The organism is Ginsengibacter sp., from assembly GCF_057362405.1.
The window spans coordinates 1-20100 of sequence record NZ_JBMQQG010000088.1; the positions used below are offsets into that span (position 1 = coordinate 1).

Below are 20100 nucleotides of genomic sequence, written 5' to 3' on the forward strand. Positions count from 1 at the left end.
AAAAATTTAAAATGCATTTTTAATAAATTGTAAAGTACAGATTAATTTCAAATATCGATTTTCAATTTATAAAAAATAAACGGACTCATATTAAATCTTTATAAGTGGCACTGAATTAAAAATTGTAATTCCTAACTTGCAGGCTCTTGTCCTTAAAATAATAAAACACCCTATTTTGAAAATACTTATTCTTGGCTCAGGTGGAAGAGCCCACACATTTTGTTGGAAGATTAGCCAAAGCGAGCTGTGTACAAAGTTATTTATAGCTCCCGGAAATGCGGGTACGGCTCAGTATGGAGAGAACCTGGACATTGCAGTAACAGATTTTGATTCTATAAAAAAAATATGCCTTTCTAAAAAAATTGATCTCGTTGTGGTTGGGCCCGAAGAGCCGCTGGTGAAAGGTATTTATGATTTTTTTAAAAATGATAAAAAGCTAAATCACATCATTGTTACCGGGCCTTCAGCACATGGAGCTCGGCTTGAAGGCAGCAAAACATTTGCAAAAGCGTTTATGCAAAGACACAAAATTCCAACCGCAGCTTATAAACAGTTTGATGCTGAGTCTTACGAGGAAGGTCTCGATTACATAAAGAATCATAAACTTCCTGTTGTTTTAAAGGCAGATGGACTTGCAGGTGGCAAGGGAGTTGTTATTTGTAATCACGCTGTTGAAGCAATGGGTGAGTATGAACTTATCATTCAAAAATCAAAATTTGGAGAGGCAGGAAAAAAAGTTGTGGTGGAACAATTCCTGGATGGTATCGAATTAAGTGTTTTTGTGCTTACTGACGGGAACGATTATGTGCTTTTGCCGGAAGCAAAGGATTATAAAAAAATTGGAGAGGGGGACAAAGGGCCTAATACCGGCGGTATGGGTGCTGTAAGCCCGGTTCCTTTTGCATCAGAAATTTTCATGAATAAGGTTAAAAGTAAGGTTATTGAACCTACTATCAAAGGACTCAAAGGGGAGAAAATTGACTACAAAGGATTCATTTTTTTTGGATTAATAAAAGTTGATGATGAACCGTTTGTTATTGAATACAATTGCAGAATGGGAGACCCGGAAACAGAAGTTGTGTTGTTGCGCCTGGAGAATGATTTGATAAAGCTTCTTATAGCCACCGAAAAACAAGAATTGAATAAACAGGAAATTGTAATAGATGGAAAGTCGGCGGCTACAATTGTCGCGGTAAGTGCAGGATACCCCGGGGACTATAAAAAAGGACTTATTATAGATTTCGAATACATAAAAAATCCAGAGGCGACAAAAGCCATTGATTCTGATGGAGGCACAATGGTTTTTCACGCCGGCACCAAACGCGAAGGTGAGTCAGTTTTGACTAACGGCGGAAGGGTACTCGCAGTTTCTTCCCTTGCCAAATCTCTTCCGGAAGCCATTGAGCTTTCAAAAGAAATATTAGATCAGATCCATTTTGAAGGGATGTACTTCAGGAGAGACATTGGCTATGAATTTGTAAAATAACAACCTTCTATTTACTCATATTTTACTCTGGATATGCACTTTTAAATATAAATTTTTTTTTTCGCATAAACACCTGTAGTTATGCGTTTATGAGTAAAAAACAGGCTGATAATTTCAAATCAAAAATTGTAAAATCTAAATTTCGTTACAATTGTTATTTCAAATTATTTCCTACAACTTTGCATCCATTAATAATTTCTCAATATCTAGTTAAAACATGGGCCTTTTTAATTTTTTTACACAAGAAATAGCCATTGACCTTGGAACTGCGAATACACTGATAATTCATAACGATGTTGTAGTAGTAAACGAACCTTCTATAGTAGCATTAGACCGGAATAATCCAAAAAATATCTTGGCTGTGGGTAAAAAGGCATTAATGATGCATGAAAAAACCCATGAGAGTATTAGAACAGTGAGGCCTTTGAAAGACGGTGTAATAGCCGATTTCAACGCCGCGGAGCTTATGATAAGGGAAATGATTAAAAAGATTTATGCAAAAAAGCCCCTTTTCCCACCAAGCTGGCGCATGATGATTTGCATTCCAAGTAGTATAACTGAAGTTGAGAAGCGTGCCGTAAGAGACAGTGCCGAGCAGGCCGGGGCCAAAGAGGTATACCTTCTTCACGAACCAATGGCGGCGGCCCTGGGGATTGGAATTGATGTAGAAGAACCTGTAGGTAATATGATTATCGACATTGGTGGTGGAACAACGGGCATAACTGTTATAGCATTGGCAGGAATTGTTTGTGACCAATCAATTCGTATAGCCGGCGACGAGTTTACTGCCGATATAATGGAAGCTCTCAGGCGTTACCATAGTCTTCTTATCGGGGAGCGTACTGCAGAGCAAATAAAAATTCAGATTGGTGCAGCCATGAAGGATATAGATAACCCTCCAGAAGATATGCCGGTAAATGGCCGGGATCTTGTAACGGGCATTCCCAAACAAATAATGGTAAGTTACCAGGAGATTGCTGAAGCTTTGGACAAATCTATATTTAAAATTGAAGAAGGAATTTTAAAAGCCTTGGAAACAACGCCTCCTGAACTTGCATCTGATATTTATCGCCGCGGATTATATCTAACTGGTGGTGGTGCTTTACTAAGAGGTCTTGATAAAAGGCTGGCCGCGAAAATTAAACTTCCGGTTCATGTTGCTGATGATCCGCTTAAAAGCGTTGTTAGAGGCACCGGCCTTGCGTTGAAGCATTACGATCGCTACCCTTTTGTGATGCGTTAACTTAAATTATTAGATGATTAAAAACGCCTGGATCGTTTTCTTTTTCATTCGTCAGCTACTTCTGGTTCAAAAACTCTAATTTCAGGCGATAAAGATGCTATTTCATTCGTGGACGACGAGGTAAAATTTACAAATGAAATGCTTCAAGATTTTATAAAATCAAATATTTTTTTCTGAGGCAAAGAAATAAGTCATGCGAAATATTTTTCTTTTTATACGCATCTATTTTAATTTCCTTTTCTTTTTATTTTTAATGGGCATATCATTGTATATGCTTTTTAGCTACAATCGTTACCAGCACACTGTTTACTCAGCTGTCGCTGGAGAAATAACCGGTAAAATCAATAAACAATACAATGATGTTGAATATTATTTTCAACTTAAAAAAACGAATGATTCCCTTGTAAAGGCAAATGCTAACCTATATAATAAACTGAAACAGGATTATGACATGCCCGATACCGTTAGCAAACTTGCAATAGATACAATACAAATAGACACGATTCTTCATCAAAGAAGGTACTTGTATCTGCCGGCAAAAGTGGTCGGAAATTCTGTAAATCAACCCAACAATTATCTTCAGCTTCATAGAGGGTCACAACAAGGCGTAACTGCCGATCTTGGCGTCACCGACATCAATAACTCGGTAGTTGGTACTGTTGTAGACGTAAGCAAGAATTATGCAGTGGTCATGAGTTTACTCCATCGACTCAGTAACATTAGCGCCAAACTTAAAAAAACCGGGGAGACCGGAAGCGTTGTGTGGGATGGTTTGCAGCCCAATGTTGTTACTTTAAAAGATATTTCAAAAGAAGTTAAAGTTGCGGTGGGAGATAGCGTTATTACAAGTGGCCTTTCTGATAAATTCCCATTTGGTCTCTTAATTGGAACTGTAAAGGAAGTTGTCAACGATAAAACAAGCAGCACTTATACCATTAAGGTAAAAACGGCTGCAAATTTTTATAATCTGCAGTATGTTAACATCATTAATAACCTTCAAAAATACGAGCCTCAGGAACTTCTGAAAAGTGTGAAAAAAACCAATGAGTAACCTCTTGAAAAATATCGTCCGTTTTTCCCTTTTCATACTTGTTCAGGTTTATGTACTTAACCAGGTTCCGCCCTTGCATCATTTAATAACTCCATACATTTATTTTTTGTTTATTCTATGGCTTCCTTTTAAAATTGGTCGTCGCTCATTAATGCTTTTGGCTTTTGCGTTAGGCTTTTGCCTCGATTGTTTTATGAAGACTTATGGATTGTATACGGCCCCGTGTGTATTGATTGCATACCTGCGTCCATTTTTGATAAACCTGCTTATTTCACAAGAAGGGGCAGAGAGCAATTATAATGAACCTTCAATTAAAAGCATGGGATTTACCCCTTACTTTACTTATGTTGCCATATTAACACTATTGCATCATTCTTTGCTTTTCTTTTTGCAGGCATTGCAAACCGGGGGATATCTATATTTTATCTTAAAAACGCTGTTGTCTTCTGCCATTAGTTTATTATTAATTTTATTAACAGAATTATTATTTGTTAGAAAGCAAAGATTTAAGACTAATACAGTATAGACATATTATTTTTGCAGTAAATACCGTTCTATACTTTCTCAACCCCCGTAAACCATTCTAAGTCTGTGTCTGTTTTTAATCAGTCCCGCAAGAATATCATTATAATCATGTTTGCCTTAATGGCACTGATTATTATTTTGCGGCTCTTAAACCTGCAGGTTTTAAATAAGAAATATTCGGTGTTGGCAGATGAACAGGGAAAATTTCGTAAGGTCATTTATCCTGACAGGGGAATTTTATTCGACCGTAACGGCAAAGCAATTTTAAGAAATACCATCATTTACGATCTTATGGTCACGCCTTCCAAATTAAGAGGGATGGACTTGGATACTGTTGCCTTATGTCGTATTCTCGATATCGATACGGCAGAGTTTAAGAAAAGAATAATAAATTCAATTATTAAAAATAGAAGTTATCGGGCATCTATTTTTGAACCGTTACTGCCACCGGAAAAAATTGCCAGGATTAATGAAAGTATGTACAAATTTGTTCCTGCATTTTATCTCCAGGAAAGACCGGTGCGTGATTACCCTTTCAATGCCGGAGGCAACATATTAGGTTATCTGTCGGAGGTAGATCCTTCTTTTATAAAAAATCACGAAAGTGATGGATACCAGGTTGGTGACTATGCCGGCAGAACAGGCCTGGAGCGCAGTTATGAAAAAGTGTTAATGGGCCAAAGAGGTATTGAGTTTTGGAAAAGAGATAATAAGAACAGGTTAACAGAACGACTCGACAAAGGCAGATATGATACAGCTGCAGTACCGGGTAAGAATTTGCATCTTTCTCTGGATATTAATCTACAGATATTTGGTGAGCACTTAATGCAAAATAAGGTTGGAGCAATTGTAGCGCTTGATCCCAAAACCGGGGGAGTTCTTGCTATGATTAGTAGTCCTACGTATAACCCGGGCCTTTTGGCTGGTGACGAAAGAAAAAAGCACTTCGCAGAATTGTTATTAGATCCCCGCCTGCCAATGATTAACAGAACCGTAAATGCATATTATTCGCCTGGCTCAACCTTTAAAACATTACAGGCATTAATTGGACTGCAGGAAGGTGTGATATCTACGTCAACCAGATTTTTGTGCACTGGTGCATTTTATGGATGTGGTAAACCTATGGGCTGTCTCGATCCGGGGTATTTCGACTTAAAAGGGGCCATCGCCGTTTCATGTAATACATACTTTGCAAATGTCATGCAACGAACAATTAATAATTCTGAATACGGTTCCGTCGACAGCAGCCTTAAAGTTTGGGACAATTATATGCATGCTTTCGGCCTTGGCCATAAATTAGGAATTGACATTCCAACAGAAAAAGGTGGGTTAATTCCAACTCCTAAAACATATAATAAAATCTATGGTGAAGGGCATTGGAATTTCTGCACATTCAGATCGGTAAGTATTGGGCAGGGAGAAGTAAACGTTACTCCATTGCAGGTAGCGAATGAAATGGCTTACCTCGCCAATAAAGGCTGGTACATAACGCCCCACCTTGTCGACTCTATTGAAGGAGGAGATACTTATGGCTTGCTCGATTCCTTTAAAGTAAAACATCATCCCCTGTCTATTCCCGATACGATATTTAATGCTGTGCATGATGGTATGCAGGGAGTAATGGAAACAGGAACCGGCTCGGCCGCTAAGATACCAGGAATTGTGGTTTGTGGTAAAACAGGTACCGTTGAAAATTACTATAAAGGGATTAAGCAAAAATCTCACGCGTTTTTTGCTGCATTTGCACCGCGGGAAAATCCACGCATAGCCATTGCCGTTATTTGCGAAAATGCCGGAATGGGAGCTAATTCTTCAGCTCCTATAGCAAGCCTTATGATAGAGCAATACTTGAAGGATTCCATTCCCGAACCTGACCGGAAAGCAAAAATCGAAACGCTAGCCAATCTTGACCTTATGCCGGAACGCATTAAAGAAGCCATTCGCATCCGCGATTCGTTAAGCAAAGTGAAGAATAGTAATCACAGTATTGAAAAGGGCCTTATTAAGTCAGCGAAAGATACATCGGAGATTGAAGATGACGAGGATGATGCTGATTCTTCATTTAATTCAAAAAAAGAAGTACCGAAAAATGATTCTTTTACAGACACTGTACCATCTAAAAAAACTAATACCGATTTGAAACAGACACACGAAGCTATACTAACCGAAAGAAGACGGAAGCCGGATACTTCGCACACAGTAAAATAAAACTATTCCTGCATTTAATGAATAATCAAGCTGTAATATCAAAAGGAATTGACTGGGTAACCATTTGGTTTTATATAATACTGGTTTGTATAGGCATTCTTTGTATTTTTTCGGTGGAATACCACAACAATGAAAATATACTTCAAAATATTATCGGGCTTAAAAAGAACTATTCGCGCCAAATACTATTTCTGGGCATTTCGTCTGTAATTGCCGTCGTAATCTTATTAACCGATAGCAAATTTTTTACGGCAACGGCTAATCTAAGTTATGTATTAGGAATATTTCTTATGATGGCTACATTTGTAGTCGGTAAAGATATCAATGGTTCTAAATCGTGGATTCCATTAGGTTTTTTTAATTTGCAGCCCGTCGAAACCTGTAAAATATTTACCGCTCTGGCTCTCGCAAAATATTTGTCGCGACCTGAAACAAATTTTGAAAAGCCTCGTTCGCAACTTATAGCCGCAGCAGTTATATTGACGCCGGCTGCATTTTCAATTTTACAAAATGAAACGGGGCTTGCGTTAGTATATTTTTCTTTTCTAATCCCCATGTATAGGGAAGGGTTGCCACCTGTGTATCTTGTTATAGGTTTTTCGTTTGCGATACTTGTGGTAGCAACTATTTTGGTAGAAAAAAATACATTGGCAATTATCCTCACCTCAATTGCTATTTTATCCGTTTTCATCTTCCGAAAGAGTATTAAAAGGGATAAAGGAATCCTTGTAGCTATACTGGGCATATGGATATTATGCGTAAGCATCCAGAGATTTGCTGTTCCTTATATTTTTAAACATGTGCTGCATGCTTACCAGGTGGAAAGGATTATGAATACGTTTGGAGTGGATTATGTGCCCGATGCCACGCCAGCTTCGGAAAAAGCAGATGAACAAAAAGAAAATCTAAAAACAAAAGAGCTAAAGAAAGCGAAAGAAAATTATAATGTGAAGCAATCAAAAATTGCTATTGGTTCAGGAGGTTTGTTTGGCAAAGGCTTTTTGAAAGGCACCCAAACCCAGGGCGACTTTGTGCCCGAGCAGCATACAGATTTTATTTTTACGAGTGTGGGAGAGAACTTTGGATTTTTAGGCAGCAGCTTCGTTATCATTTTGTATCTATTATTTATGCTACGGATTGTATTTCTTGCGGAACGGCAAAGAAGTACCTTTAGCCGCGTATACGCTTATAGCGTTGCCGCCATTTTATTTTTTCACGTAACGATTAATATATGCATGACCGTTGGCCTGGCACCGGTCATTGGAATTACATTACCGCTAATGAGTTACGGCGGATCTTCTTTATTAACCTTTACTATATTGATTTTTATTTTGGTTCGACTGGATGCCGACAGGCAAATGGTACTACGATGAACATTCGATTAGAAAACTAGAAAACTATTTAACTAAGTAACTGTTTAAAAATTATGAAGATTATACCGTTAAGTGAGGGAAGTTTTACCGTCGATCACACAAAAAAATTTGTTCACTTTCAGCTTGACAAAGACGATTTACAACAAAGAACAAAAGGAAGCCTGTTAGTAGAGATTCAACCATTTGCGGTCGTTACTTCAAAGGATATCCTGGTGCTTGATACAGGATTGGGATTTGCTGATGAAAACAATCAATTGCAAATTCATAAAAATCTTTTTTTAAATGGTATCAATCCATCGGATGTAACTAAGGTGCTTCTTTCTCACCTTCATAAAGACCATTCCGGGGGAATTGCAGTACCTGGTAAAAATGCGTTGAGTTTTGAAAATGCAACTTACTATATCAACAAGCAGGAATGGGATTTTGCTTTTCAAAAAGGATTTCCTTCTTATGTTACAGAAGATTTTTTATGTCTTGATGGTAATAAGCAACTGCAGTTCATAGAAGGTGTTGGAACTATAGATGATTATATACATCATCAAATGACCGGAGCGCATAGTCCATACCACCAGGTTTTTATGATAGAAGAAATGGATGAAAAGATTTTTTTTGGCGGAGATGTTGCGCCGCAACTTCAGCAAATGAAAAACAGGTTTAAGGCCAAATATGATTATGATGGGGCTAAAGCTATGGAGTTAAGAATGCAATGGTGGCTGGAGGGAGAAAAAGAAAAATGGACGTTTCTTTTTTATCATGATATTAAATATCCTATATATAAATTTTAATACCATTTATAAAAAAGGCCTGCCCTAAAAAGGGCCGGCCGTTGCTAACCTATGAAAAACACCTAGTTACAAAAATAGGAGAATTTTTAGTTTCTCCAATTTTCATTTTCAATTACGTATATAATAAATAAATATTTACCGGCGAAGAGGCGCTAATCGTTGCTGGTTGCGGTTTTGGAGCCGGCGGATTAAAATGCCGCGAAAATCTCTTTCGGCATTAAATAACCGGTTTGTCTTATCAGGACCCAAAATTTTTTCAAAAGAAGTTAGATATTTTTTTCTAACATTAAGCAATTTTTCCTCCTTGTCAATGACGTTAGGGTCGCTTTTGTCCAGTTCAATATTATGAATTTCATTATCATATTGATTATATACAGGCCAAAATTTTTGAGCCTCATCCGGAGTAAGCTGTAACTTTTGTGTTATGAAGGCTATTTTCAACGCCTGGATTTTTTCGCCGTCCTGCGCTTTAGCCCGGGATAATGCACCAAGCATTACAAATAATATAAGTAAATATTTTTTCATCTTAAGGAGTTAGTTTGTTATTGTTTTGAGCATTTATCTTATCGAGATACTCATTCAATGTATTTTCATCATTTAAATAATCAGTTGAACTTGGCAGGTTGCTTTCATCGGTGTTGGTTGTTAGCAGGGCATTGTCCAAAACATTACCATTCTTTTCAAGATATTTGGCAATATCAGCATCATCTAATTTAGCAATTCCGGCATCTAATTCCGCCTCAGTTTTATATTGATATGATGCCTCGAAATAAGACGGGAGAGATGCTAAACTATTGTGAGATGACCCTTTAAATAACTGGAAAGATGTTATAGTAATTATGCCGGTAATAATCGCTGCAGCCGCATATTTTAACCATGAAGTTCTTTTTTTCATGGTAATAACTTTGGCAGGAGCAGGCATCAATTTTTCAGTAACATTTTCGGCGAGAGATTCAAAATACCCAGCCGGAACTCTAAACACATTTTCGCCTTTTAAACCATATAATACCGGTGAAAGATTGCGTAACTCGTCATCAGCACTTTCAGGACCACCTGCATTTACTTTAGCAAGAATTGAATCGCTCAAACTATCAAAATACCCAGCCGGAGCTGTGAATACATTTTCACTTCTTAAACCATATAATACCGGTGAAAGATTGCGCAACTCGTCATCAGCACTTTCAGGACCACTTGCATTTACTTTAGCAAGATTTGAATCCCTCAAATCATCAAAATACCCAGCCGGAACTGTGAATACATTTTCACTTCTTAAATTCAATAATGTTGGTGAGAGATTACGTAATTCGTCATCTGCACTTTCAGGATAAATTGTTTTTACTTTAGCAAGAATTGAGTCACTTAGTGTGTCAAAATAACCCTCCGGAACCTTCTGGATATTTCTTTTATTAATATTTTCTACCGGCGAAGTATTATTCAATATGGCATAATTAGCTATCCGAAAATGCAGTTCATTGAAATAACCCGCAGGTACCAGAAAAACGTTCACCTTCTCCAGGCCCGCAAGGAGCGGGCTAATGGTCATCAACTCATTTAATATTTCCTGTGAATTCTTCATTACGCTTTATCTGACTATTTTAACGGTATTAAGTTTAACTATTTAAGATAAATTCCTCAATTTTTTTAGCTGCATGGTGGTAGCTTGCTTTTAATGCTCCCTCGCTGGTATCCAATATTTTGCTCATTTCTTCGTAAGGCATTTCGTCATAGTATCTTAGGTTAAACACAAGCCTCTGTTTTTCGGGCAAATTCTGGATGCCAAGTTGCAATTTCCATTCAAGTTTATTGGCGTCGAAATTGGTATCACTTTTCAATTTGTTACTCAGGCCGGTTTCCACGTCGGTCAGCGATACGGAGCTTCTTTTCTTTTGCTGGCTCAAAAAAGTTAGCGATTCATTCGTAGCTATACGGTACAACCAGGTATAAAGCTGGCTGTCTTCCCTGAAATTTTCAAGCCCTTTCCAAACTTTAATGAACATATTTTGAAGCACATCATTTGTGTCATCATGGTCAACAATCATTCTTCTTATATGCCAATAAAGCTTTTCCTGGTATTTTTTAATAATACCTGTGAAAGCCCGTTCCCGGGTTGCAGGCTCCTTGAAACTTTGTAAAAGTTCCTGGTCATCAGTGTGTGGGGTCATACGTGTTTAATATCTGGGCAAAAATAGAAAAACCGAAGGTAAGACGGCAGTATGACAAAAAAGTTTAATCTTATTTTTTAAAGAGCATCTTAAAAAATTCAGAAAAACCAGCCTTGGTAAAAACCTTTTTTGGGAGAGAATTGATCAATCTTATTTCTTCGGTAAAGGTACTTTCATTGTCGAGAAATTTGAAAATATCAGAGGCCTTATTTTTCTTGAAAAGGGTAGAGAAAATGAGTTTTCCGTCCAGCATTCTTTTAGAAAGTATATGCAACAGCGTGCTATCGTAAAAGAAATATCTTTTTTTCAGCATATTTTCTTTTGATGGGCTGCCTTTTGAAATTAGTTCGTAAACGATGTTGTCCGCCTGCTTTTGTATGAACCGGAATGTATAACCCGTTGAGGCTTTTGTTTGGCCGCCTGCTGTGCCTATGAAATACATCCCGTTTTTAAAATAAGGAAAGCTTTCATTTGTCATTGGAATAACACCAAATTCTTCTTCTGCAATTCTGTAATTTTTGATGCCTAAATATTCTTCTACATATAATTTTAATTCTCTATCATATTTGTCGCCTGGTAAAATGTTTTCACTAAACAATGTATATTCAATTAATGCTCTTGTAGAAGATAACGGTAAAACATACACGAAGCTGGTTCCTTGGGTTTGCTCTACACGGAAATCCATAAGAGTTGCCCGTTCAGGATTGAAAAAATCAATTTCACTTTCAACGATCCAGCCTTTGAAATGCTGAAGGAGGTAAAATTTATTTTTTTGTCTCTTTGACGGAATATAAAGCGAATTGAAAACCACAGTTTCCTTCCCACACGGTAAAAACTCACCGTTAACTCTTATTCCTCGCGATTCACCCGTTTCTTCAAATGAAATTTCCCCCAGGATAATATTAATATTTTTTTGAGCATTAATCTTTGAAAAGCAATAATTGTAAAAATCAATCCCTCTTATCATTTTGTATTGATAATGGTCCAATTCCAGTGAGATAGTTTCACTAGCACCAGCTTTAAATAAAACTTCATTCCATTTGCGGTAAACGATATCTTCAAAAAAGCCTGGTCCTTGTTCCCAAAAACACCAGGTGCGATCATTCCTGGTTTTACTTTCTCTGTCAATAAGCAAGATTTTTTTTTCTGATAACTTATTGGAGTCAATCATTCTCATGAGTACGCTCAAAGAAGCGCAGCCTGCACCAAGAAAAATATAATCATAATATTTTGACACCATGTAAGGGAAGGCAATTAGATAAAAGTCCTTAAAGAATTGAAGATAAATAATTCAATCCTGATCATCAGGAAATTACAAGGAAAGAGAATAACATTTATAGTAAAATTTAACTACCATGTTTGCGACTCAGAAGAAACCGGATTGCTGGCCGGGGCCTTAGTTTCAGCCAATCTTTTCTTATCAGCTCTTACTTTATCCCAATATTTTTTCGCAACCATTAGCATACCGAAACTCTCGCCCTCCTCTTTTTCAAGGTGTTTGTGATGCATCTTGTGCGCCCATCTTATGCTTCGCACATATAAATTATTACTTCGTGTAAATACCCTGATGCGCTGGTGAATTATAACATCATGCACAACGAAATAAGCAAAGCCATACATAGCAATACCGGCGCCTATTGCAGCCAGCCAAAATTTATTGTCAAATGTTCCAAATAAAATGCACAGTATGCTTGGAACGGAAAATATCAGGAAGAAGGCATCATTTTTTTCGAAAAAACCAGGCCCTTTTTTATGATGATCTTCATGCAAATACCATAAAAAGCCATGCATTACATACTTATGAGTTAGCCATGTAACTCCCTCCATTAATAAGAAAGTGGTTAACATAATTAATATGAATAAAAGTAGCTGCATCTAAATACAAAATTAAGATTTTAAAAGGAGGCCAGTTTATAAAATGGCTTTAAGATTGAAATCATATTTTATTAAAATTCTCTTCATGAAACATCTTAATTTGAGGCAAAGCAATCTTAAACCATTCGGTGTACTTCTGCGGATGTGTTTGCAACGAATCGTTAATATCTTTTAATCTTTTGTAACAATAATCGCTTACTTCAGTTTTATCCACTTTAATATCGCCATCATAAATGCCGGTAAAAACATGATCAAATTCATGCTCCGTCAATCCATTATCAAAAGTTGCATTGTAAATGAAATTAAAAGCAGCTGTAAGTTTTGTTGAAAATCCCATCTCTTCGGAAAGCCTTCTGTAGGCTGCACTCAAAACATCTTCTCCGGGAAGAGGATGGCTGCAGCATGTATTGGTCCAAAGGCCACCGTTATGATACTTTCCTTCTGCCCGCCGCTGTAAAAGGAACTCGCCGTTGCTGTTAAAAATGAAAATGCTAAAGGCACGATGCAAAACGCCCAATTTGTGCGCTTCTATTTTTTCCATCGTCCCAGTTTGCATATCATTATTGTCTACCAAAATAACTTCTACCAAAATATAACGTTGGATTTAATTTTTATTAAATAAGATCAAGCTGGCTTTTTACACCCGCTCTCATTACTATGAGCGCTTTGGAATAACCGGGAATTCTAATACGGCGCTCAAGAATTTTTTCTGCCTCTGTGCGCTTAATCTTTTTGAAAAGAGAAAGATAATATTTATAGGCCACATATACCCCAAATCTTGCTTTAAGTGGCAGTTGAATAATTCCTTCGTAAGCCTTAGCAAAATCTGCCATAATCTCGGTCTCGATATTTTTTTTGCAGTTTGCAGTAAAATTTCTAAAATCAACTTCGGGAAAATATGTTCTTTCGAGTTGCTGATAATCTGATTTCACATCTCTTAAAAAATTTACTTTTTGAAATGCTGAGCCGAGTGATTGCGCATAAGGCATAAGCTTCTGATATTTTGTATGATCTTTTTCACAAAAAATATTGAGGCACATTAAGCCAACTACTTCTGCACTTCCATAAATATAATCTTTGTAGCAAGCTGCGTCATAAGTACTTTTCTGAAGATCGTATTCCATGCTTTTAAAAAATGCATCTATAAGTTTTAAGTCAATTTCATATTGGTTTACTGTTACCTGGAAACTATTAAGGATCGGGTTGAGGCTTATTTTTCTCTCGATTGCTTTGTACGTCTCATCTTTAAATTCACGCAATAACTGTTCTTTATTAAATTCATGAAACGTATCAACAATTTCATCTGCAAATCGCACAAAGCCGTAAATATTGTAGACTGGGGTTTGCAAATCTTTGTGTAAGAGTTTTATAGCGCTGCCAAAAGAAGTGCTGTATTTATGGGTGGTAAATTTGCTGCACTCATAGCTCACATCTTGAAATAACTGCATCATAAGCCATGTTTTTTGTTTACAATGATTTTTATTAATAACAAATTAAGAATTAAAATGTCTGTTTACTTCTTTTGCTACTACTTCCCCACTTATTAGAGAAGGCGGCACTCCCGGCCCCGGCACTGTAAACTGGCCCGCATAAAAAAGGTTGCCGACTTTTTTACTTCTGCAAGTTGGTTTTAGAACGGCTGTCTGTAACAGCGTATTAGCCAGGCCATATGCGTTTCCCTTGTATGCGTTATACTCATTTACGAAATCTTCCGGGCCAAAAGTTTTCTTGTAAATAATATGATCGTTCACTTCTTCACCTATGTGTGCTTCAAACCGTTTAATAATTTTTCCAAAATATTTCTCTCTAAGCGTTTCGCAATCTCCCATTAATCCTGCCGCTACAGGAATAAGAAAAAATAAATTTTCGCAGCCTTCCGGTGCAACATTTTTATCACTAACAGAAGTAGCGCTTACGTAAAATAGTGGTTCCGAAGGCCATTCTTTAGATACATAAATTTCATTGCCGTGCTTTTCAAAATCGACATCAAAAAATAAAGAATGATGCGTGATATTTTTCAACTTTTTCTTTAATCCGATATAATATATTAAACAGCCTGGCGCTAAAACTCTTTTATTCCAATAAGATTCGCTATAGCTTCTCAGTTTTGGGGGCAACAGTTTTGATTCAACAAAATGATAATCTGCCGTTGCAATTACTACATCTCCACTATACTGTTTTATAATTGGCTGTTCACTACCAATAATTTCACTCTTAATACCTGTTGCATAATTTTCTTTGGTGTTTATTGAAATTACCTTTTCATTAAAATTAAATTTTACACCCAATTCTTTAGCCAGCATATACATTGCATCAACAATACTATACATTCCATTCTCAGGATACCATGTTCCACCTTTAATATCGGCAAAATTCATTAAACTATAAAGAGCTGGTGTGTCTTTCGGCAATGCTCCTAAAAACAAAACCGGGAACTCCAGCAACTGCCTCAACCTCGGATTTTTAAAAAACTTGTGAATGTGTTTTTGAATTGATGAAAATACATCCAACTTAAATATTCCTCTTAAAAGATCCCAATCTAAAAATTCACGCCAGGATTGTCCTGGTTTTTGTACGAGCTTATTAATTCCGACTTCATATTTATAAGCTGCCTGTTCTAGATATTGGTCTAATTTTTTGCCGCTTCCCGGCTCTTCTTTTTCAAATAAACTTCTTAATTGATTATAGTCTGCAGGAATGTCCATCGATTTTTCGTTCCAAAATATCCTGTAAGAAGGATCCAGCCTTTTCAAAGAATAAAAATCCGCTCTTTTTTTATCAAAACAAGCAAAGTATCTTTCAAAAACATCCGGCATCCAGTACCAGCTTGGTCCCATATCAAAAACAAATCCCTGTTGTTTAAGCTGTCTTGCACGGCCGCCGGGCATACTTTGCATTTCTACTACTGTTACATCCCAGCCATACTTTGCTAAAAAAGATGCTGTAGATAGCCCCGAGAACCCACTGCCTATAATTACTGCTTTTTTCAAATTTTTAATCAAGTACAAAAGATAAGCCTTCTGCAATATGTTACCTAACCTTTATTATAGGTATTTAAAATTTGCTTATCTTTTTCTTAAGAAGCTTCCTGGCAAAATGAATCCTGCTTTTAATAGTACCTAAAGGCTCATGCAATATTCCTGCAATTTCATGGTATTTATATCCATCAAAATATAATATAAAAGGTTCTTTAAAGATCGACGGCAAATGATGAATCGCTGTTTGTATTTCCTTTAATCTAAGTTTGCTTTCCGCCAGATTTGAAATTGCCGTTTGGTTATAATCTAACAAAAAATCATTGGTTGTGCCATCGAAAATAACCTGTTGTTTGGTTCTTTTTCTGTAATCATTTATAAAAATATTACGCATTATTGTATATAGCCAGGCCTTGATATTAGTTCCGCAAATGTATTTATCGCGATTAGCAATAGCCTTATACATAGTTTCCTGAACTAGATCTTTAGCGCTTTCCCTGTCTTTTGTAAGATTGATAGCAAAAGGATTTAAAAAAGCAGCGTTACCTAAAAGAAGTTGGTTAAATTCAACAGCTGACATAATTAATGTTTAACGTTTGTAGATTCAAAGTTAAACAAAAAATTAAATTGAAGAATTATTTTGTTTAACTTTTTTAAATAAAAAATTTAACAAAACGGGTGCCAAAATATTTAATATGAAATTTCTTGCCTTAAAGAGTACTGATAAATTCTTTAACCTCGGCCAATGATCTCTTAAAAATAATCTTCTGTGGAATTTTTTTTACGTAAGTACTTGTGAGTCGCCCCGATATAATGATAGGGAATTTTCGGAAATCTTTATTTAACGTGGATAGAAATTTTTCGAAATTAAAAGAAAGGCCTGCAGTGGTGAGATGCGTATACAAATAATCGGGTTTCATTACCAATGTTACGGACTTCAGCTCCTCAATGGGTATGTTTGCACCAAGATAAATGACAGGTATTCCCTTTTTCTTTAAGAGAAATGCTACGAACAACAGCGATAGTTCATGATATTCTCCCTCCGGCAGAAAAAGGCAGACTTTTGGAGAGGAAGTTTTTTTTGTTGTAATGGAATCGATCCCAACAATTATTTTTTGCCTTATAACATTACTTACGAGTCGTTCCTGTGCCGGATTTATATGATTAGTGAGCCATAGAATACCTACCTTTTCTAGAAAGGGATATATAATTTGAACCACTGCTTTCTCAATGTCGGCCCTTTTAATATAATCTGCCAGGATGGTTTCAAAAGAATCTATGTTAAAATCTACCATACATTGAAGCAGATCGTTAACAACAATATTAGCTTTCGCATCTGAATCGGTAAGCGAAAGCACTTTTTCACAAATCGATTCACGGCTCATTTGGCTAATGTGCGAAATCTTATAACCATATTTATTAAGTAGGGCTATGTTTAAAATAATCCTAAGCTCATCGTTGCTGTAAAACCTAATATTAGTTTCCGTACGGGTAGGGTTAAGAAATTTATAGCGTTGTTCCCAAATACGGATTGTATGTGCTTTTATCCCCGAAAGATTTTCAATATCTTTTATTGTGAAAGGCATAGTGTTTCATAACGTAATACAACTATTCGGCTAAGAAGTTTGAATAAGTTGAAATAAGTTTTCAAATTTTATGATTATTGAGTCAAGAATGAAGCTCAATTAATTGCTTCACGTATTGCCCGCAGGTAAGCCTGGATTACTATTTGTTTATCATACTCTTTAATAATTTTCTGCCTCGCCTTTTTGCCCATCTCCTTTCTTTCTTCGGGGGGAAGCAAAATCATTTTCTCCATTTTATCAGCAAGGTCCTGTTCGTCCCTAACATTACAAAGAAACCCTGTTACATTATCAGAAACGATTTCTTTACATCCCGTAGCGTTAGTAGTGATGGTGGGTTTTTCCATGCTCGCTGCTTCAAGCAATGTATTTGAAGTGCCTTCGCGGTACGACGGAAGAACAATGCAGTCTGCTTCGGCAATAAATTTTCTAACATCCTTTTTTTCTCCGAGATATTCTATCACTCCTTCATCAATCCAATGTTGTAACTGCGTATGTGTAATGGTATTTTTTTTAAGGTTTTGTGTCCAAAAGGGCCCCATCACATTAAAAACTGCATTAGGGTATTTTTTTCGGATAATCCTGGCGGCATTGATATACTCGAAAATACCTTTGTCTTTTATAAGCCTGCCGATGAATAAGAATATAAATGAAGGAGAATCCCTTTCTTTTAAAATTATTGGACTGAATTTTTTGAAATCAATTCCTGATCCGGGAATTCTTTCTGCGATGGAACTTTTTACAAATTTTCTTTCAATGAAAAGATTCATATCGTCGAAATTTTGAAAGAAAACTTTTTTGGTTTTACTTAATGCATTCCTATAAAGCGTGCGTGCCGTGCGGTATACAATGTTTTTGCTTATAAAGAGTGGCCCCACACCGGTGATATTTGTTATAGTTGGAATTTTTAACTGGCGGGTGATAAGGTTACCCCATATTGCCGGCCTAATGCTGAAGGTAAGGCACACATCAGGTTTAATTTTCTTCAGCGCTTTCCGAAGATTATAAATATATTTTGAAACCTTAACCGGATTTAAATTTCCGGAACCAATATTAATAACTTTAAGTCCCATTTTTTCAACCTGTGGAACAAAACGGTTTGTGTGAGTAAGAATATAAACATCACAGCCTTCTTTCAAAAGATGCATCATAAGACCTTCTCTCATTGTATAAGTTGAGAACAGCCCATTTTCAATAACTGCAATTTTCTTGCCTTTCAATTCAAAGCTCGTCATTGATAAACTTTTTTATACCAGATTTCCATTGATAATAGTGTCCACAATATTTTTGCCCTTTTTTCAGATGAAATATTAGTTTTTTTATAAAGTAAATCGCTAACAAAGTCCTGCTTAACAAAGCCTTTGTAAAAACAATTACCTGAAGCGAGATAATCAAAAATAGTTTCTTTTAACTCGCCATCGATCCAGTTTTTTAAAGGGATTTCAAATCCTCTTTTTGGTTGGTTAATCAGTGCAGCAGGAAGATATTTTGCCGCTAATTTTCTCAACATATACTTGGTAGTTCTTCCTTTAATTTTATAGGAATCATTGAGAGAAGGGATATATTCCAACAGTTCTTTGCATAAAAACGGGCTTCTTCCTTCCTGCGAATTCGCCATGGTTGCTATATCCATCTTTACCAACAGATCACTAAAAAGATTCGTATCAAAATCGAGGTTCATAATTTTTTTTAACCCGGATAAATTACTGTTGGCAATCTTATCAAAATCTTCCTTAACCGGGCGTAGATAATCATATCCGGAGTTTAAAATATATTTTTCGTAATCTTCAAAAATATCTACGCCCGCAGAAAGATAAATTTCCAAATTAGACTTTGATGCAAGAGATGCAAGCCGGTAGAGATAATTGTGTACTGATCTTTTATTTTTTGGCTGTGGCAAAGTGTTTTTAAAGAACAAGGCGCCATGCTTAACCAGGTAATTTTTCTTAAAAAAATCATACCGTGCAAATGGAACATAGCGTCGGTAACCGCCAAAGAGCTCATCGGCTCCATCGCCATTGAGGACGACTGTTACATATTTTCTGGCTTCCCTGCTTACATAATAACTTGGTATTGCAGAACTATCAAAAAAAGGTTCTCCATAATTAGATAAGATCTTTTCTAAATCACTTTTTAAATTTGCAAATGAAATTCTAATCTCGGTATGATGGGTCCTGTATTTTTCTGCCACCAACTTTGCAAGAGGCGCTTCATCGTATTCCCCATCAAAAGAAACCGTGAAGGTTTTAAGGTTATCATTGTATTCACTGGCAATGGAGGTGACTAGGCCACTATCTATTCCACCACTTAAAAAGCAACCTACCTCAAGGTCGCTGGATTCAATTCGTCTTTTGACGGCTGTGTGAAGGTAGCCGTCGGTTTTTTGCAAGGCTTCTTCAATTGAATCATTGTTTTGCTGCTTGTAATAATCATTTATATTCCACCATATTTTTTTTGATAAAGCCAACGTTTCACAATTAACAATCATGAAGCTTCCGGCTGTTAATTCCGTTACATTCTTGTACGGGGTAAATTGCCTGTAGAAAGAGCCTAATCTTAGATAATGATAAAAATTTTCGTTGTTTATTTCAAGCGGGACCATTTCCTTAAGGCAATTTAGTTCACTGGCAAAAGCAAATTTTTCTTCGTCATAGTAATAATAGAAAGGCTTTTTACCCGCCCGGTCACGAGCTATAAAAAGTTCGTTTTTGATTCTATCATGAATAACAAAAGCAAACATGCCATCGAGATACTGAAGAAATTCTGCACCAAACCTGTCATATAAGAGCAGCAACGTTTCAGTATCTGAAGAAGTTTTACCTTTCAAATTAAAT

At 36.4% G+C, this 20100-nt stretch carries 19 protein-coding genes; 7 read left to right on the plus strand and 12 right to left on the minus strand.

Going from position 1 to position 20100, the window contains the following annotated elements:
* The first annotated feature begins 175 nt into the window (after positions 1 to 175).
* The 7 genes from purD to ACO1O5_RS07685 all read left to right on the plus strand — a co-directional run bounded on the left by purD (position 176) and on the right by ACO1O5_RS07685 (position 8671).
* Positions 176 to 1486, plus strand: a complete 1311-nt coding sequence (purD, locus tag ACO1O5_RS07655) for a phosphoribosylamine--glycine ligase (RefSeq protein ID WP_486269250.1) — start codon at positions 176 to 178, stop codon at positions 1484 to 1486.
* 217 nt (positions 1487 to 1703) lie between these two features.
* Positions 1704 to 2729, plus strand: coding sequence for a rod shape-determining protein (locus ACO1O5_RS07660; protein WP_486269251.1), 1026 nt, complete (start codon positions 1704 to 1706; stop codon positions 2727 to 2729).
* Between the two features lie 193 nt (positions 2730 to 2922).
* Positions 2923 to 3780, plus strand: a complete 858-nt coding sequence (mreC, locus tag ACO1O5_RS07665) for a rod shape-determining protein MreC (protein WP_486269252.1) — start codon at positions 2923 to 2925, stop codon at positions 3778 to 3780.
* Positions 3773 to 4306: a rod shape-determining protein MreD gene (locus tag ACO1O5_RS07670; protein WP_486269253.1), complete on the plus strand. Its 534-nt coding sequence runs from the start codon at positions 3773 to 3775 to the stop codon at positions 4304 to 4306. The genes mreC and ACO1O5_RS07670 overlap by 8 nt, the downstream gene beginning before the upstream one ends.
* A gap of 65 nt (positions 4307 to 4371) precedes the next feature.
* On the plus strand, positions 4372 to 6513 hold the full coding sequence (gene mrdA, locus ACO1O5_RS07675) for a penicillin-binding protein 2 (protein WP_486269254.1): 2142 nt from the start codon (positions 4372 to 4374) through the stop codon (positions 6511 to 6513).
* Positions 6514 to 6530: 17 nt separating this feature from the next.
* Positions 6531 to 7886 carry a rod shape-determining protein RodA gene (rodA, locus tag ACO1O5_RS07680; protein ID WP_486269255.1) on the plus strand — a complete coding sequence of 452 codons (1356 nt, stop codon included), beginning with the start codon at positions 6531 to 6533 and terminating at the stop codon, positions 7884 to 7886.
* A 53-nt stretch (positions 7887 to 7939) separates the two neighbouring features.
* The gene (locus ACO1O5_RS07685; RefSeq protein ID WP_486269256.1) at positions 7940 to 8671 is read left to right on the plus strand and encodes an MBL fold metallo-hydrolase; all 732 of its coding nucleotides are present in this window, start codon (positions 7940 to 7942) and stop codon (positions 8669 to 8671) included.
* A gap of 135 nt (positions 8672 to 8806) precedes the next feature.
* On the opposite strand, the gene ACO1O5_RS07690 is transcribed toward ACO1O5_RS07685, so the two are convergent.
* From ACO1O5_RS07690 to asnB, 12 genes are all read right to left on the minus strand, one after another.
* The gene (locus tag ACO1O5_RS07690) at positions 8807 to 9196 is read right to left on the minus strand and encodes a hypothetical protein (RefSeq protein ID WP_486269257.1); all 390 of its coding nucleotides are present in this window, start codon (positions 9194 to 9196) and stop codon (positions 8807 to 8809) included.
* Between the two features lies 1 nt (position 9197).
* A complete protein-coding gene (locus ACO1O5_RS07695) occupies positions 9198 to 10247 on the minus strand; it encodes a hypothetical protein (protein WP_486269258.1) in 1050 nt (349 codons plus the stop codon).
* 34 nt (positions 10248 to 10281) lie between these two features.
* A complete protein-coding gene (locus ACO1O5_RS07700; protein WP_486269259.1) occupies positions 10282 to 10833 on the minus strand; it encodes an RNA polymerase sigma factor in 552 nt (183 codons plus the stop codon).
* A 70-nt stretch (positions 10834 to 10903) separates the two neighbouring features.
* The gene (locus tag ACO1O5_RS07705) at positions 10904 to 12073 is read right to left on the minus strand and encodes a lycopene cyclase family protein (protein ID WP_486269260.1); all 1170 of its coding nucleotides are present in this window, start codon (positions 12071 to 12073) and stop codon (positions 10904 to 10906) included.
* A gap of 110 nt (positions 12074 to 12183) precedes the next feature.
* The gene (locus tag ACO1O5_RS07710; RefSeq protein ID WP_486269261.1) at positions 12184 to 12708 is read right to left on the minus strand and encodes a sterol desaturase family protein; all 525 of its coding nucleotides are present in this window, start codon (positions 12706 to 12708) and stop codon (positions 12184 to 12186) included.
* 61 nt (positions 12709 to 12769) lie between these two features.
* Complete coding sequence (idi, locus tag ACO1O5_RS07715) at positions 12770 to 13297, minus strand: isopentenyl-diphosphate Delta-isomerase (protein WP_486269262.1); 528 nt, start codon at positions 13295 to 13297, stop codon at positions 12770 to 12772.
* 25 nt (positions 13298 to 13322) lie between these two features.
* The gene (locus ACO1O5_RS07720) at positions 13323 to 14159 is read right to left on the minus strand and encodes a phytoene/squalene synthase family protein (RefSeq protein ID WP_486269263.1); all 837 of its coding nucleotides are present in this window, start codon (positions 14157 to 14159) and stop codon (positions 13323 to 13325) included.
* A gap of 42 nt (positions 14160 to 14201) precedes the next feature.
* Positions 14202 to 15698 (minus strand): phytoene desaturase family protein, encoded by a 1497-nt coding sequence (locus tag ACO1O5_RS07725; RefSeq protein ID WP_486269264.1) that lies wholly within the window; start codon positions 15696 to 15698, stop codon positions 14202 to 14204.
* Between the two features lie 64 nt (positions 15699 to 15762).
* A complete protein-coding gene (locus ACO1O5_RS07730) occupies positions 15763 to 16263 on the minus strand; it encodes an RNA polymerase sigma factor (RefSeq protein WP_486269265.1) in 501 nt (166 codons plus the stop codon).
* A 130-nt stretch (positions 16264 to 16393) separates the two neighbouring features.
* Positions 16394 to 17269 carry a MerR family transcriptional regulator gene (locus ACO1O5_RS07735; protein ID WP_486269266.1) on the minus strand — a complete coding sequence of 292 codons (876 nt, stop codon included), beginning with the start codon at positions 17267 to 17269 and terminating at the stop codon, positions 16394 to 16396.
* Between the two features lie 95 nt (positions 17270 to 17364).
* On the minus strand, positions 17365 to 18501 hold the full coding sequence (locus tag ACO1O5_RS07740) for a glycosyltransferase family 4 protein (protein ID WP_486269267.1): 1137 nt from the start codon (positions 18499 to 18501) through the stop codon (positions 17365 to 17367).
* On the minus strand, positions 18498 to 20100 hold a 1603-nt coding region (gene asnB, locus ACO1O5_RS07745; protein ID WP_486269268.1), incomplete at its 5' end, for an asparagine synthase (glutamine-hydrolyzing). The genes ACO1O5_RS07740 and asnB, both read right to left, overlap by 4 nt.